At 54.9% G+C, this 13818-nt stretch carries 12 protein-coding genes and 5 tRNA genes; 7 read left to right on the forward strand and 10 right to left on the reverse strand.

Annotated elements, in window-relative coordinates:
- Positions 1 to 5: 5 nt before the first annotated feature.
- The 5 genes from ccoG to ccoN all read right to left on the reverse strand — a co-directional run bounded on the left by ccoG (position 6) and on the right by ccoN (position 4868).
- Entirely contained in the window at positions 6 to 1445 is a 1440-nt protein-coding gene (ccoG, locus tag RZA33_RS00670; protein WP_317505922.1) for a cytochrome c oxidase accessory protein CcoG, read from the reverse strand.
- A 216-nt stretch (positions 1446 to 1661) separates the two neighbouring features.
- Positions 1662 to 2591, reverse strand: a complete 930-nt coding sequence (ccoP, locus tag RZA33_RS00675) for a cytochrome-c oxidase, cbb3-type subunit III (RefSeq protein ID WP_317505923.1) — start codon at positions 2589 to 2591, stop codon at positions 1662 to 1664.
- Positions 2588 to 2812, reverse strand: a complete 225-nt coding sequence (locus RZA33_RS00680) for a cbb3-type cytochrome c oxidase subunit 3 (protein WP_317505924.1) — start codon at positions 2810 to 2812, stop codon at positions 2588 to 2590. The genes ccoP and RZA33_RS00680 overlap by 4 nt, the downstream gene beginning before the upstream one ends.
- Positions 2813 to 2815: 3 nt before the next feature.
- Positions 2816 to 3424 (reverse strand): cytochrome-c oxidase, cbb3-type subunit II, encoded by a 609-nt coding sequence (gene ccoO / locus RZA33_RS00685; RefSeq protein WP_317505925.1) that lies wholly within the window; start codon positions 3422 to 3424, stop codon positions 2816 to 2818.
- A gap of 19 nt (positions 3425 to 3443) precedes the next feature.
- Positions 3444 to 4868, reverse strand: coding sequence for a cytochrome-c oxidase, cbb3-type subunit I (ccoN, locus tag RZA33_RS00690; protein WP_317505926.1), 1425 nt, complete (start codon positions 4866 to 4868; stop codon positions 3444 to 3446).
- Between the two features lie 164 nt (positions 4869 to 5032).
- Between ccoN and RZA33_RS00695 the strand changes: the two genes are divergently transcribed.
- The 6 genes from RZA33_RS00695 (at position 5033) to RZA33_RS00720 (ending at position 6521) form a co-directional block, all read left to right on the forward strand.
- A complete protein-coding gene (locus tag RZA33_RS00695; protein ID WP_317505927.1) occupies positions 5033 to 5788 on the forward strand; it encodes an alpha/beta fold hydrolase in 756 nt (251 codons plus the stop codon).
- A gap of 113 nt (positions 5789 to 5901) precedes the next feature.
- A tRNA-Val gene (locus RZA33_RS00700) sits at positions 5902 to 5977 on the forward strand.
- A gap of 48 nt (positions 5978 to 6025) precedes the next feature.
- Positions 6026 to 6102: transfer RNA gene (locus RZA33_RS00705), tRNA-Asp, on the forward strand.
- A 44-nt stretch (positions 6103 to 6146) separates the two neighbouring features.
- Positions 6147 to 6223: transfer RNA gene (locus RZA33_RS00710), tRNA-Asp, on the forward strand.
- 56 nt (positions 6224 to 6279) lie between these two features.
- Positions 6280 to 6355, forward strand: a tRNA-Val gene (locus RZA33_RS00715).
- 89 nt (positions 6356 to 6444) lie between these two features.
- Positions 6445 to 6521, forward strand: a tRNA-Asp gene (locus RZA33_RS00720).
- A gap of 106 nt (positions 6522 to 6627) precedes the next feature.
- Here RZA33_RS00720 and RZA33_RS00725 read toward each other — a convergent pair.
- The 5 genes from RZA33_RS00725 to RZA33_RS00745 form a co-directional block, all read right to left on the reverse strand.
- Positions 6628 to 7032, reverse strand: coding sequence for a GlcG/HbpS family heme-binding protein (locus RZA33_RS00725; protein WP_317505928.1), 405 nt, complete (start codon positions 7030 to 7032; stop codon positions 6628 to 6630).
- 67 nt (positions 7033 to 7099) lie between these two features.
- Positions 7100 to 8332, reverse strand: coding sequence for a glycolate oxidase subunit GlcF (gene glcF, locus RZA33_RS00730; RefSeq protein ID WP_317505929.1), 1233 nt, complete (start codon positions 8330 to 8332; stop codon positions 7100 to 7102).
- 14 nt (positions 8333 to 8346) lie between these two features.
- Positions 8347 to 9441, reverse strand: coding sequence for a glycolate oxidase subunit GlcE (gene glcE / locus RZA33_RS00735; protein WP_317505930.1), 1095 nt, complete (start codon positions 9439 to 9441; stop codon positions 8347 to 8349).
- 52 nt (positions 9442 to 9493) lie between these two features.
- Complete coding sequence (gene glcD / locus RZA33_RS00740; RefSeq protein WP_317505931.1) at positions 9494 to 10993, reverse strand: glycolate oxidase subunit GlcD; 1500 nt, start codon at positions 10991 to 10993, stop codon at positions 9494 to 9496.
- A 31-nt stretch (positions 10994 to 11024) separates the two neighbouring features.
- Entirely contained in the window at positions 11025 to 12716 is a 1692-nt protein-coding gene (locus RZA33_RS00745) for an L-lactate permease (RefSeq protein WP_317505932.1), read from the reverse strand.
- A gap of 380 nt (positions 12717 to 13096) precedes the next feature.
- Here RZA33_RS00745 and RZA33_RS00750 point away from each other — a divergent pair, with 380 nt between their 5' ends.
- A complete protein-coding gene (locus tag RZA33_RS00750; protein WP_317505933.1) occupies positions 13097 to 13789 on the forward strand; it encodes a glutathione S-transferase N-terminal domain-containing protein in 693 nt (230 codons plus the stop codon).
- Positions 13790 to 13818: the final 29 nt, after the last annotated feature.

Below are 13818 nucleotides of genomic sequence, written 5' to 3' on the forward strand. Positions count from 1 at the left end.
AGCGTTTATCTCCTAATATCGCCCAGGAAGCTAGCCTCGCGCTCAATGTGAATATCCGCATCTTGCTGAGCCTGCAACGTGAACACAATGGGGTGGCTGGGTTGCTGTATATCGTCGGGATTGACCGTCACGGTAACCGCTTCGAAGCGCGACTCCCCTGCTGGGACCTGAATAGTGTCGCTATCCAGCGTTAAGCTTGGCAATCCAGCAACGCTTAGCTGGTAGGTGTGGTCTTCATCATCCAGATTACGAATGGTCAGGCTAAACACATTGCTAATTTGACCGTCGCGGGTCGTTTGATAAAGCTGGGTACGTTCGCGCTCAGCGTCGAAATTGAGAGGCATACGGTCGTTGATGGCCCAGGCAAAAGTGCCCACCATCATCACAAGTGCCGCGAAGTAGCCGAGTAGGCGAGGGCGCATAATATGGGTTGTTTTACCCTCAAGGGCTTTTTCGGTGGTGTAACGAATCAAGCCTCTCGGGTAGCCCATTTTATCCATCACGCTGTCGCAGGCATCGATACAGGCGGCGCAGCTGATGCACTCATACTGCAAACCGTCGCGGATATCGATGCCGGTAGGACAGACCTGTACGCACAGATCGCAATTGATACAGTCGCCGTAACCTGCCTCCCGGGCTTCTAAATGGCTAAGGCTCTTCTTCCGGTGTCCACGTGGCTCACCGCGGGTTTCATCGTAGGAGACGATGAGCGTGTCGCGGTCGAACATAACCGATTGAAAGCGTGCATAAGGGCACATGTAGATACACACCTGTTCACGCAGCCAGCCCGCATTCAGATAAGTAAACACCATGAAAAAGCCGATCCAGAAGTAAGACCAGCCATGGGCCTCTAAGGTGGGTAGTTCTGTCACTAAATCGCGAATCGGCGTGAAGTAACCCACAAAGGTGATGCCGGTGGCGAGAGCAATCAGCAGCCAGGCGGTGTGTTTAGCCCCTTTACGCCAGGCTTTGTCGGCGTTCATCGGCTGGTTGTCGAGCTTGATGCGCCGATTGCGCGGGCCTTCAATACGGTGTTCAAGCCAAATAAATAGGAATGTCCACACACTTTGCGGACAGGTGTAGCCGCACCAAACTCGGCCAGCAAAAACGGTAATAAAAAATAGCCCAAAGGCGCAGATGATCAGCAACCATGACAGCAGGATGAATTCCTGGGGATAAAACGTGGCGGTAAATATATGGAATTCGCGATTGGGTAAATCGAACAAAATCAGCGGTCGGTCGCCTAGGTTAATCCAGGGCAAGAGAAAAAATGCCATCATTAACAACCAGTTAGCGCTACGGCGTAGTTTTTGAAACACGCCTTTAATTTCGCGAACGTAAATATGGCGTCGCTTCGCGTACATTTCCTGGCTAACCGTTTCACCTGCGGGGGTATGATGTCCCACCGCGTTGGGTGTGACGTCTTGGCTTGGTATCTTTTCCATGGCGATATTCCCGGCTCAGAAGGCAGGAGAGGTGGCACCTTTTGTTTAACGAAGTGGTCAGTTAAAAGAGGTGCTTTGCTAAGTGTGATGCTTAATCGCGGTCTAGGTGTTTCGCTAATATTGTATCGGGTTGGGCATAAAGAAAGGGTGCGGTTTGGAGCCGCACCCTTGCCTAGCTAGCGTTGCTGACGCCGATGGCTATCGGCCTGCGTTCCGTTAATCCTCTAAGCGCAGGCTATACACGTAGGCGGCGACCAAGTGAACGCGCTCTTCGCCAATATAAGCCGCTTGAGCTGGCATATGGCCGTTGCGACCGTTACGCAATGTTTGGCGGATAGACTCATCGACACTCTGGCCCGGTGCCAGGTAGAGCCAGGTATTATCGGTCAAGTTAGGCGCACCCAGCGCTGTATTGCCCGTACCGCTGGGGCCATGGCAAGCGGCGCACACTGCCATAAAGGTACTTTGACCCTGTTCTGCACGCTCTTCGTTATGCTCTTCATTAGACAGCGAGAGTACGTATTGCGTCAGATTTTCAATATTGTTCTGCCCCAGCTGCTGCCAGGAGGGCATCAGGCCGTTACGCCCATTGTTGAGGGTGGTCAGAATGTTTTCGGGTTCCCCGCCGTATAGCCAATCATCATCGGTCAGGTTGGGGAAGCCGTAACCGCCCTGAGCGTTGGAGCCGTGGCAAACCGCACAGTTGTTTTGGTAGATCCGTTCAGCGACCTGCATCGCCTCGCGGTCTTCGGCAAGTTCAGGAATGGGCACTTCTTCATACTGGGCGAAAATCGGCGTGAAGCGCTCTTCGGCTTGAGCGACTTCCTCTTCCCACTGGCTCTCTTGCGACCAGCCTAGAACCCCAGCGTAGTTGCCCAGGCCTGGGTAGAGAACCAAATAACCCAGGGCAAACACCACCGTTAAGACAAACAGCTGGAACCACCATTTGGGCAGCGGGTTGTCATACTCTTCGATGCCATCAGCGGCGTGGCCGGTGGTTTCCACATTACCTTCCGCATCGGGCGTTTTGTCGGTGCGGCGGTTGGCAAGCAGTATCCATACGCTCAGCGCGATCGTGCCCAGCGTAATGAAGATGATCCAGGCACTCCAGAAACTGGACAGGGAGTCACCCCATAAATTATTCATATATTTTTATCTCCCCTCTCGTCGCGGGAATGCGCTTCGTCGTCGCGTTCACGCGAAGCGTGCTTGTCACTGGTCGATTGCTCATCGTCATCGGCAAAGGGCAAGTTGGCCGCTTCGTCGAAATCTGGTTTGCGGCGTTTTGAGTACGCCCAGATGGCGATACCGATAAACGCAATAATCAAGATTAGCGTGATGAGGCCGCGAAAAGTTCCCGTATCCATAGCTTAACGAGTCCCCTCAAGCACGGTTCCGAGTTGTTGCAGGTAGGCGACCAGGGCAGTAATTTCCTGGGTGCCACGAACCTCTTCAGTAGCGTTGTTGATATCTTCATCAGTGTAGGGCACTCCCAGCTGTCGCAGTGTGCGCATCTTACGGGGAGTGGTGTCACCGTCCAGGGTGTTTTCAAACAGCCACGGGTAAGCTGGCATGATTGACTCGGGCACTACATCGCGAGGGTTGTACAGGTGTGCGCGGTGCCAGTCGTCACTGTAACGACCGCCAACGCGGGCCAGATCCGGCCCGGTACGTTTGGAGCCCCACAGAAAGTTGTGCTCGTAAACCTGTTCGCCGGCCACGTTGTAGTGGCCGTAACGCTCGGTTTCCGCGCGGAACGGGCGCACCATTTGCGAGTGACAGCCTACGCAGCCTTCACGACGATAGATGTCACGGCCTTCCAATTCCAGCGCCGATAACGGTTCTAGCCCTTCAACTGGCTCGGTGGTCTGCTTCTGGAAAAACAGCGGAACCACCTCTGCCAGCCCGCCGAAGCTGATCACAACCAGGATCAATACGGCAAGCAGGCCAACGTTCTTTTCGACAATCTCGTGTTTCATTGGTCTCAACTTCCCCGTGTTAAGCAGCTTGTGGCGCTGGATGGCTGATAGCCTCACGACGCTGAACGGTCATGTAGACGTTGTACGCCATGATCAGCATGCCGGTGACCCAGAAGAGACCGCCGATTAGGCGTACAAAGTAGCCCGGCGCGCTGGCTTCAACGGCTTCCACGAAGGTATACATCAGGGTGCCGTCTGGGTTAATCGCACGCCACATCAGGCCTTGCAAAATACCGTTGACCCACATGGAGGCGATGTACAGCACGGTGCCGATGGTGGCCAACCAGAAATGCACGGCAATCAGGTTAGTGGAATGCATTTCCGTGCGCCCGAACAGGCGTGGAATCAGGTGATACATGGAACCGATGGTGATCATCGCTACCCAGCCGAGCGCCCCGGAATGAACGTGGCCTATAGTCCAGTCAGTGTAGTGTGACAGCGCGTTGACGGTCTTAATGGCCATCATCGGGCCTTCAAAGGTAGACATGCCGTAGAACGACAGAGCGACCACCAAAAAGCGCAATGTCGGGTCGGTGCGCAGTTTATGCCAAGCGCCTGACAGGGTCATCATGCCGTTGATCATGCCGCCCCAGGAAGGAGCCAGCAGGATAATCGACATTATCATGCCTAGCGACTGTGCCCAGTTAGGCAATGCGGTGTAGTGCAAGTGGTGAGGGCCTGCCCACATGTAGATCATGATAAGGGCCCAGAAATGCACAATCGACAGGCGATACGAGTAGATCGGCCGCTCGGCCTGCTTAGGCACGAAGTAGTACATCATGCCCAAAAAGCCTGCGGTCAAGAAGAAACCTACCGCGTTATGGCCGTACCACCACTGCACCATGGCATCCACCGCGCCAGCGTAAATCGAGGTGGAGTACATCGGCGTGACAGGAATGGCCGCGTTATTAACGATGTGCAGTACCGCAACGGTCAAGATAAACGCCGCAAAAAACCAATTCGCTACGTAGATATGCGAGGTGGTGCGTTTTTTGATCGTCATCAGGAACACGATGGCGTAGCTGATCCAAACAATCGCAATCAAAATATTGATTGGCCACTCCAGCTCAGCGTACTCCTTGGTCGTGGTATAGCCCATGGGCAGCGATATCACCGCTGAGATGATAACGGCTTGCCAGCCCCAAAACGTAAAGGCCGCTAATCTGTCAGAGAAAAGCCGTGTCTGACAGGTCCGCTGCACAACGTAATACGAGGTGGCAAACAGTGCCGAACCGCCAAAGGCAAAAATAACGGCGTTAGTGTGCAACGGGCGCAGGCGCCCAAAGCTGGTCCAAGGCAGTCCAAGGTTTAGTTGCGGCCAAACCAGTTGTGAGGCGAGGATGACACCTAGTGTCATGCCTACAATGCCCCACACAACGGTCATAATCGCGAACTGCCGAACCACCTTGTAGTTGTAGGTCGGGTGTTCAAATGCTGTGCTCATGTCATGTTCCCATCGAACGCGGTTAGGGGGTAACCCGTGGCATTTTGCACGGATGCGGCCACCCGCTTGATGATGCAGGTCAATATCCAGCTAAGATTCTAGCGCAGCCAAGCCTTAAGCTGAACACACCAATTGGTTAAAGACTGAATTATAAGGAGCGATAGGTGTCACATTGCGTTTTTTCTAAATATATCGAGGTGCCGCCTGAGGCGTTAAAAGAGGTGCTTAAGCGTCAGCCAAATGGCGCTTTTCTGGTGCGGGGCATGGGTCCGTTGGCCGTTTATGGTCATGCTAGGCTAGGGCGGTTGCTGTTTGCTCATGGCGCAGGAGCGGGTCAGCAGTCGCCTTTTATGCGTCAATATGTCGCTTCTTTGGCAAGCAAGGGCGTCCAAGTGCTGTGTGTGGATTTTCCCTATATGCAAAAGATGCAAGAAACCGGCAAGCGTCGGCCGCCGCCGCCCATCGCACAGTCGCTCGGGCACTTTTCCGAATGGTACGCATTGTTAAACACTCTATTCGATAGCCCGCTGTGGGTTGGTGGAAAATCAATGGGCGGACGAGTGGCAACGCTGCTAGCCAGTGAGCAGCCTTGCCCTGGGGTCATCGTGGCCGGCTACCCGTTTCACCCGCCTAAATCGCCTGATAAGCTTCGTTTGTCCCACTGGCCTGCGATTAAGTGCCCACTATTGGTAACCCAGGGCGAGCGAGACCCGTTCGGCAGGCGCGAAGACGTATCTGGCTACGAGCTACCCGCCAATACCCAGCTTGCATGGCTCACCGACGGCGACCACGATTTTAAGCCACGGCGAATTTCTGGGCTGACGCAAACGGTTTTGATTGACGAAGCTACCCAAGTTGCGGCATCCTTCGTCCGCGCTCATGGGCAAGACGCTGAAAGTGAGAGCAACGCACTCGTTTAAATTCGTAGCTTTTGAAACGTTAGTTTTTTAAAGCAGTTTTAAAAAATAGATTTTAAACGCGGTATGTTGACTTCCTAAAAGCCTTGTGTAGAATGCAGCGCCACGTGTCCAGCGGGTGGTTAGCTCAGTTGGGAGAGCACCAGCCTTACAAGCTGGGGGTCACTGGTTCGAACCCAGTACCACCCACCATCAAATAGATGGTTGGAAACGTGAAGCAGTGTTGATTGATGCATCAGCGGACCGGTAGTTCAGTTGGTTAGAATGCCGGCCTGTCACGCCGGAGGTCGCGAGTTCGAGTCTCGTCCGGTCCGCCAACATCAAGCCAATAATTGCAGTAATAACGTTGTTATCGCTATTCGGACCGGTAGTTCAGTCGGTTAGAATGCCGGCCTGTCACGCCGGAGGTCGCGAGTTCGAGTCTCGTCCGGTCCGCCACGATAACTGCTGTAATAAGTTGATAAAGCATGTAATATCCTGCGTTATCAATTGATGGGTGGTTAGCTCAGTTGGGAGAGCACCAGCCTTACAAGCTGGGGGTCACTGGTTCGAACCCAGTACCACCCACCATCGCCTAGCTTTATAAGCGCCTCTGAACCGCTTATAAACGTTAGTTGATGCTTGGCATCAAGATGGTTGTAGTAGAAATGCTTTAATGTGGACCGGTAGTTCAGTCGGTTAGAATGCCGGCCTGTCACGCCGGAGGTCGCGAGTTCGAGTCTCGTCCGGTCCGCCATTAAGCATTTATGTTTAAGTATATTGCGAACGATATATCGGCTTTAGCCGAACGAATTCTAAAAAGCCCGGATCATTGATCCGGGCTTTTTTATTGCGCGCTTTCTTTAGCCAGCAATCGCGCTAACGCCTGCCTTAGCGATCTGTACGTCCTGGTCGGGTTTGACACCCGAAATGCCGATGGCACCGATGACGTGCCCGTCCAGGGTGATCGGCACACCGCCGGATAGCATGCCTTGCAGCGGCGCCGTCACAAATGCCGTGCGGCCGCCGTTAATCATCTCTTCGAATACTTGCGTCTCTTTACGGCCGAGCGCTGCGCTGCGGGCTTTATGCGTCGCGACTTCTGCGCTGAAGGGAGCTGCACCATCTAAACGGCGTAGCGCCAGTAGATGGCCGCCATCATCGGTGACGGCGACTGTTACCGGCCAACCATTGCTATCGGCTTCTTGTTGGGCGGCATCCAGCACTTGGGTAACATCGGCCTGGGACAAAATCGCTTTTGTTTGCATACGTTTACCTTCCTTTTAACAGTTAAGGGTTGCCGTAGCACCGGCGGCGCTACGGCAAGAGGGGAGATTATGACAGAGCGGCATCCACGACTTCGACCCAATGGCGCACCGGCGTACGGTTGGCGCCTGCCAAATGCGTCTGACAGCCGATATTCGCGGTTACTATAACCTCTGGATTGCCTGCCTCTAGTGCATTGAGTTTATTGTCGCGTAATTGCGTGGCCAGTTCAGGCTGAGTAATCGAATAAGTGCCTGCTGAACCACAACAAAGGTGACCATCCTGCACTGGCGTTAGCGCAAAGCCAAGCTTGCTCAGCACGCCTTCGACAGCACCATTAAGCTTTTGCGCATGCTGCAAGGTGCACGGGCAGTGGAACGCCAGCCGTTTTGATTCGTTGACGTTTAATGCTTCCAGCGGCTCGTCGCGCAATATTTCGACAATGTCCTTGGCTAGCGCGCTGACTTTCTGTGCTTTGATGGCGTAATCAGGGTCATCCTTAAGCATTTCGCCATACTCTTTCACGAAGGCGCCGCAGCCGCTGGCGGTTTGCACAATGGCTTCCGCACCTTGCTCAATATGCGGCCACCAGGCATCGATATTGGTGCGCATCCGTGCTCGACCAGCGTCTTGGGCGTTGAGGTGAAAGTCGATGGCGCCGCAGCAGCCTGCTTCCGCCACCGGTGTGACGCTGATGCCAAGCCGGTCCAGTAGCCGCGCGGTAGCGGCATTGGTGTTGGGGGATAGACCCGGCTGTACGCAGCCTTCCAGCATTAATACCTGGCGCGCGTGGCGCTGTGAGTTGGGGCGCGCACCAGCATCTACCGGCGCAGGAGGCATTTTGCTACGCAGTTTGCCCGGCACCAGCGGTTTGAAGGTTTGGCCTAGTTTTAACAATGCTTTAAAGCGTTTGGGCTCGACCAGCATTTTACGCAGTGCATAGCGCTGTGCCCGTTCGCTGGCCGGGCGGGGGACGCGACGATCGATCTCGGCACGCCCAATGTTGAGCAGCTTGTGGTACTCGACCCCTGAAGGGCAGGTGGTTTCACAGTTAAGGCAGGTAAGGCAGCGGTCGAGGTGCAGGCGCGTCTCCTCGGTTACCTTGTCGTCATCGTCTTGACTTTCCAGCAGCTCCTTCATTAGGTAGATGCGCCCGCGCGGACCGTCGCGTTCATCGCCTAACAGCTGATAAGTCGGGCAGGTGGCATTACAAAAGCCACAGTGTACACAGGTGCGCAGCACGCGCTCAGCTTCTTGGATATGAGGCTTTTGGCGGTCGGCGTCGGTAAAGTGCGTCTGCATGTCAGCTCTCCTGATTAAAACGCCGCATAGAGACGTCCAGGGTTCAAAATGCCGTGGACATCCAATTCCGCTTTCAAGTTGCGATGGTATTTTTCTACCACCGCGTTAAGGGGGGTGAAGGGCTCTGTAGCTCCTCCTTGTGCATGCGGCGTGTAGCAGGTGGCGTGGCCACCTACCGATTGGCAAGTATCGCGAAGGGTGTCAGCATCCAGGGCTGTTTTGACCCAGCGTTGACTGCCCGCCCAGTCGTAGAAGATATCGGTGTCAGGGATATCCAGCGCCAGCGGTGGGCTGTTGGGTGGTAACGAAAGGCGCCACAATGCTTGGCCCTCGTTGCAAGTGAAGAACGCGTGACGGTGGTCGCGCAGCTCGCGCCAAAAATCAGCATCGAGTGGTTCGCCACCTAAGCGCTCCTGGGTCGCCTTAACCGAGCTTTTGCCGCCTTCCAAGCGAATAAAGAGCTCGCCGTGATGCCAAGCGGCCGCAGTGATCGGTAGCGGCTTTCTACCCAGCTCAGCGAGTTTTTTGAGCGCTTCGGCAAGTTCAAGGGATAAGCGCAAACTGTGCGTAGCAGTGGGGATCGGAAGGACTTTAAATGAGATGTCGGCAAGTACCCCGAGTGTGCCCTGGGCGCCCGCCATCAACCGGGAGAGGTCATAACCGGCAACATTCTTCATCACTTCGCCGCCAAAGCGAAGCAGCTTACCCTCTTGGGTAATGATCCGTGTACCCAGCACGAAATCGCGCGCGGCACCCGCCCAGGGGCGGCGTGGGCCTGAAAGCCCGGTGGCGACCGCGCCACCCACGGTAGAGGCAGCGCCAAACGTCGGTGGTTCAAACGCCAGCATTTGGTGATGCTCGGCCAACTCGGCCTGAAGGGCGCTGAGCCGTGTGCCAGCGCGCACGGTGACCACCAGCTCCACAGGGTCGTAGCTAACAATGCCGCTATGTTCGGCCATCTGCAGCGCTTGACCTTCAACTGGGCGGCCATAAAAGGCGCGCGTGTCGCCACCGACAATGCGTAACGGCGTGCGTGCGTCGTAGGCGCTGCGCACCTGTTTACACAGGGCGTCAGCAATATCGCGGTCGGCAATCGCTTTTTCGGTCATGGTCTTTCCTAGTCATGGTCTTTCCTAGTGAGTGTGTCCACTAGGCACCGGATCAGAAACGTGGCAGTTCCGGGTGCGGTAATTCATTATTATGCACGTGCATAGCGCCAAATTCGGCACAGCGCGCCAGGGTGGGAATATTCTTGCCCGGGTTGAGCAGGCGCTGTGGGTCAAAGGCAGCCTTCAAGGCATGAAAAACGCTGATTTCATCCGCTTGGAATTGGCTGCACATTTGGTTAATTTTTTCGCGGCCTACGCCGTGCTCACCGGTAATCGAACCGCCTGCGGCCACGCAGAGTTCCAGAATCTTGCCGCCCACTTCTTCGGCAAGCGCCAGTTGGCCTTCTTGATTGGCATCAAACAAAATCAACGGGTGCATATTGCCGTCACCGGCGTGGAAGACGTTGGCCACCGCCAGGCCACTTTCTTCGGAAAGCGCTGCGATGCCTTTGAGAACCCTGGGCAGTTCGCGACGCGGAATAGTGCCATCCATACAGTAGTAATCTGGCGACATGCGGCCTACTGCGGGGAAGGCGTTCTTGCGACCGGCCCAAAACTTGGCCCGTTCGGCATCATCGCGGGCCTGCTGGATCTGGGTGGCCCCGGCTTTTTTCAGCACTCGGCGAACGGTATCGCAGTCGTCGTCCACATCGGCTTCAACGCCATCTAGCTCGCAGAGCAGAATTGCCTCGGCATCGAGGGGGTAGCCAGCGTTGACAAAGTCTTCGGCGGCTTTAATCGCCAGCTTGTCCATCATTTCCAAGCCGCCGGGAATAATCCCAGCGGCGATAATGTCACCTACCGCACGACCGGCTTTTTCTACATCGTCGAAGCTTGCCATCAGAACCTTGGCGGTTTCGGGCTTAGGCAGTAGCTTGACGGTGATCTCGGTGATGACGCCGAGCATGCCTTCCGAGCCGTTGATGAGGGCGAGCAGGTCAAAGCCGGGCGTGTCAAGCGATTCAGCGCCCAGTGTCATGTGCTCACCGGCAATAGTAAGCACATCGACGCGCATGACGTTATGCACCGTTAAACCGTATTTTAAGCAATGCACCCCGCCTGCGTTTTCCGCCACGTTACCACCAATCGAGCAGGCGATTTGCGACGAAGGGTCTGGCGCGTAGTAAAGCCCATAAGGGGCCGCGGCTTCGGAAATCGCCAAGTTACGCACCCCAGGCTGAACCCGCGCTAGGCGGGCATCAGGGTCGACCTTGATGATTTGGTCAAAGCGCGACATTACCAACAGCACGCCTCGCTCCAGCGGCAGTGCGCCGCCGGAAAGTCCCGTGCCCGCGCCACGGGTGACCACAGGCACCCCCAGTGCGTGGCAGCGCTTAAGCAGCGCTTGAACTTGCTCAAGCGTTTCAGGCATCGCCACCAGCATGGGGAGTACGCGATAGGCCGCCAGCCCATCGCACTCGAAGGGGCGTAAGTCTTCTTCACGGTGCAGCAGCGTCATCGTAGGCACAGCTTGCTGCAGGTCGCTTAAGACCTCGCTTTTTTCGCGCTGGACCAACTCGCCGTCCAGCCGTTCGTCAAAGAGGATATTCATAATGACATCCCAGGGTTGTGCTGATTTACGTTCACATCAATGGATCCGTCACGCCAATCACGTAGAAAGCAATCAGCGCGATGATGCCGGTAAAGATAAGGTAGTAGAGGGTGGGCAGAATCGTTTTGCGTAGCGTAGCGCCTTCACGACCTAACAGCCCGACCGTTGCTGATGCCGCAACCACGTTATGAATCGCGATCATGTTGCCCGCCGCTGCACCGACCGCCTGTAGCGATACCATCATGGCCGTAGAGAGGCCCAGGGTTTCCGCAACACTAAACTGGAATTCCGCCAGCATTAGGTTGGATACCGTGTTGGAACCTGCAATAAAGGCGCCCAGCGCCCCTACCATTGGCGCAAAGAAGGGGTAAATACCGCCTACGTTACTGGCGACCGCCTGGGCCATCATGACGGGCATCGAGACAAGGTCCGCACCGTTAACGCCTGAGTTGATCAAGATACGTACCATCGGCACGGTAAAGATCAGTACAAAGCCGGCACCAAAAATCGTTCTGGTGGACTCCGACACCGCCGCGCTCATGTTGCGTGAGCTCATGCGGTGCAGGAAGTAAGTCACGATCACCACTGCGATAATAATGCCGCCGGGCAGGTAAAGTGGCTGAATAGCGCCGCTAATTCCCGTCTCGCCGAGGATATTGTTCCAGCTGAGGTTAATTGAGATCAGCGCGCTACGCAGCGGCTCAACGGTGCGAGAGGCCACCAAGAACAGCGCTAGGAGTACATAGGGTACCCAGCCCATAAACGTCGACATCGGCGCTCTGCCCACAACATCATCAAGTTTGATTTGCAGGTTGCCGATCCACTCATCCGGCCAGGATGTGGACTCGGGAAAGTCCCAAGTGTCTTTAGGCAGCAGGAAGCCACGTTTGGCGGCGGGTACCACAATCGCCAAGCCCACCATGGCACCAATCATTGAGGGGAACTCCGGACCCAGCAATACGCCCACCAACATGTAAGGCACGGCAAAGGAAATGCCGGTAAAGATGGCGAAAGGGGTAATCGACAGCCCTTCTTTCCAGGAGCGGTTAGCGCCAAAGAAGCGCACCATTATAGTGACTAGAATCAACGGCATTAACAGGCCCACGATACCGTGGGTAATCGCGACTTCGCTGGTAATCAGCTGGAAAAACACATCCCAGCTTGAGCCTACCGAATCAAGCTCAGCGCTAATCCCGGCGCGATCCAGGCCGCTACCCACGCCGACCACAATGGGAGTGCCGACAGCGCCGAACGAAACCGGCGTTGACTGAATCATCATGCCGACGACCACGGCCGCCAACGCCGGAAAACCAAGTGCGACCATTAGCGGCGCAGCAACCGCAGCGGGCGTACCGAAGCCCGAAGCCCCTTCAATAAAACAGCCGAACAGCCAGGCAACAATCAACGCCTGTACGCGGCGGTCAGGACTAATGCCGGAAAATCCGTTGCGAATGGCGGTAATACCACCCGAGTGCTTGAGCGTATTAAGCAGCAGGATTGCGCCAAAGATGATCCATAAAAGCCCCGCAGTTTGGATCAAACCTTGAATGGTTGAGGCCGCCACACGGCTAAACGACATATCCCAAGCGGTTAAACCAATAATAGCCGCGGTCAGGAAAACAACAGGCATCGCTATCTTAGCCGGTATCTTAAACCCTATGAGCAAAATGCCGGCCAGCAACAGCGGCAAGAAAGCCAGAAGTGCGAGTATCGTTTCATTCATTGAGGAACTGCCCCTTGTTTTTAATTTGGTAGGCTGCGTAAAAAAATCATCTGTCCGTTGAGCATCAGTCGGATCTATGTAAAAGATACGTTCAGGCTAACCAGATAACTAGATTGGAAAATTGGTCTTACCAATAAGCGAACATTTGGTTACTGATTTTGTGACGGCAGTATTTGCTTAAGTGGTTGTTTTAATTATTTATTAGGGGTGTGCTTTAAGAAGACTGGAGTGGCAGCCTATTAGACTAATTGACATCGCAGTTACCGGCTGAGCGTTAAGCACAGCGCTCGCAAATCGCATCACTTGCGTCGTCGCTGACTTGCGCTCATTGTTATCGACGATGTTACCTATCCACTATCGACCACAAGGAGTTTATGGCTGTGGCGCTAAAACTTTATGATCTAAGCGGACGTGATGAACGGTTACGTTTTTCACCTTTCTGTTGGCGCGTACGCATGGCGCTCGCCCATAAAGAGCTGGAATTTACCACCGTGGCTTGGCGGTTTCTCGACAAGCAGGCGCTGGAATTTGCCGACTACGATAAAGTGCCGGTGCTTTGCGACGGCGAGCAAGTGGTTACCGACAGCTTTGCCATCATGCGTTATCTGGATAAAACGTACCCCGAGTCGCCAGTGCTGGGTGAAGGGGTCAGCTATCAGCGAGTATTACTGTTCAAATATTTCGTTGAGCGCAGCGTGAACCCAGCAATATTTCGTACTATTGCCACGGACTTGCTGGCGGCGGTGCACCCCGATGACCGCGGCTATTTCCGCGAAACCCGCGAGGCAAGGTTTGGCTGCACGCTGGAAGAGTTCGAGCAGCCTGAACAGGGAAAAAAGCAGCTTCATAAGGTGTTAGCGCCGGTACGAGCCATTCTTGAAGACACTCCTTTTTTAGACGGCGATGCACCGGCCGGCTCAGATTACCTACTGTTTGGCAGCATGATGTGGGCGCATGTGGTATCGACACAGGAAATTGTCGAGCCTGGCGACCCAGTCGATAAGTGGTTTAAGCGTATGTTGAACGCGCACGATGGTGCTGCCAGTCAGGCATTGACCGTACGCGACTTATAATGCCAACTGAGCGATATAGCTAGATATAG

It is taken from the genome of Halovibrio sp. HP20-59, assembly GCF_033052795.2.
Taxonomy (GTDB): domain Bacteria; phylum Pseudomonadota; class Gammaproteobacteria; order Pseudomonadales; family Halomonadaceae; genus Vreelandella.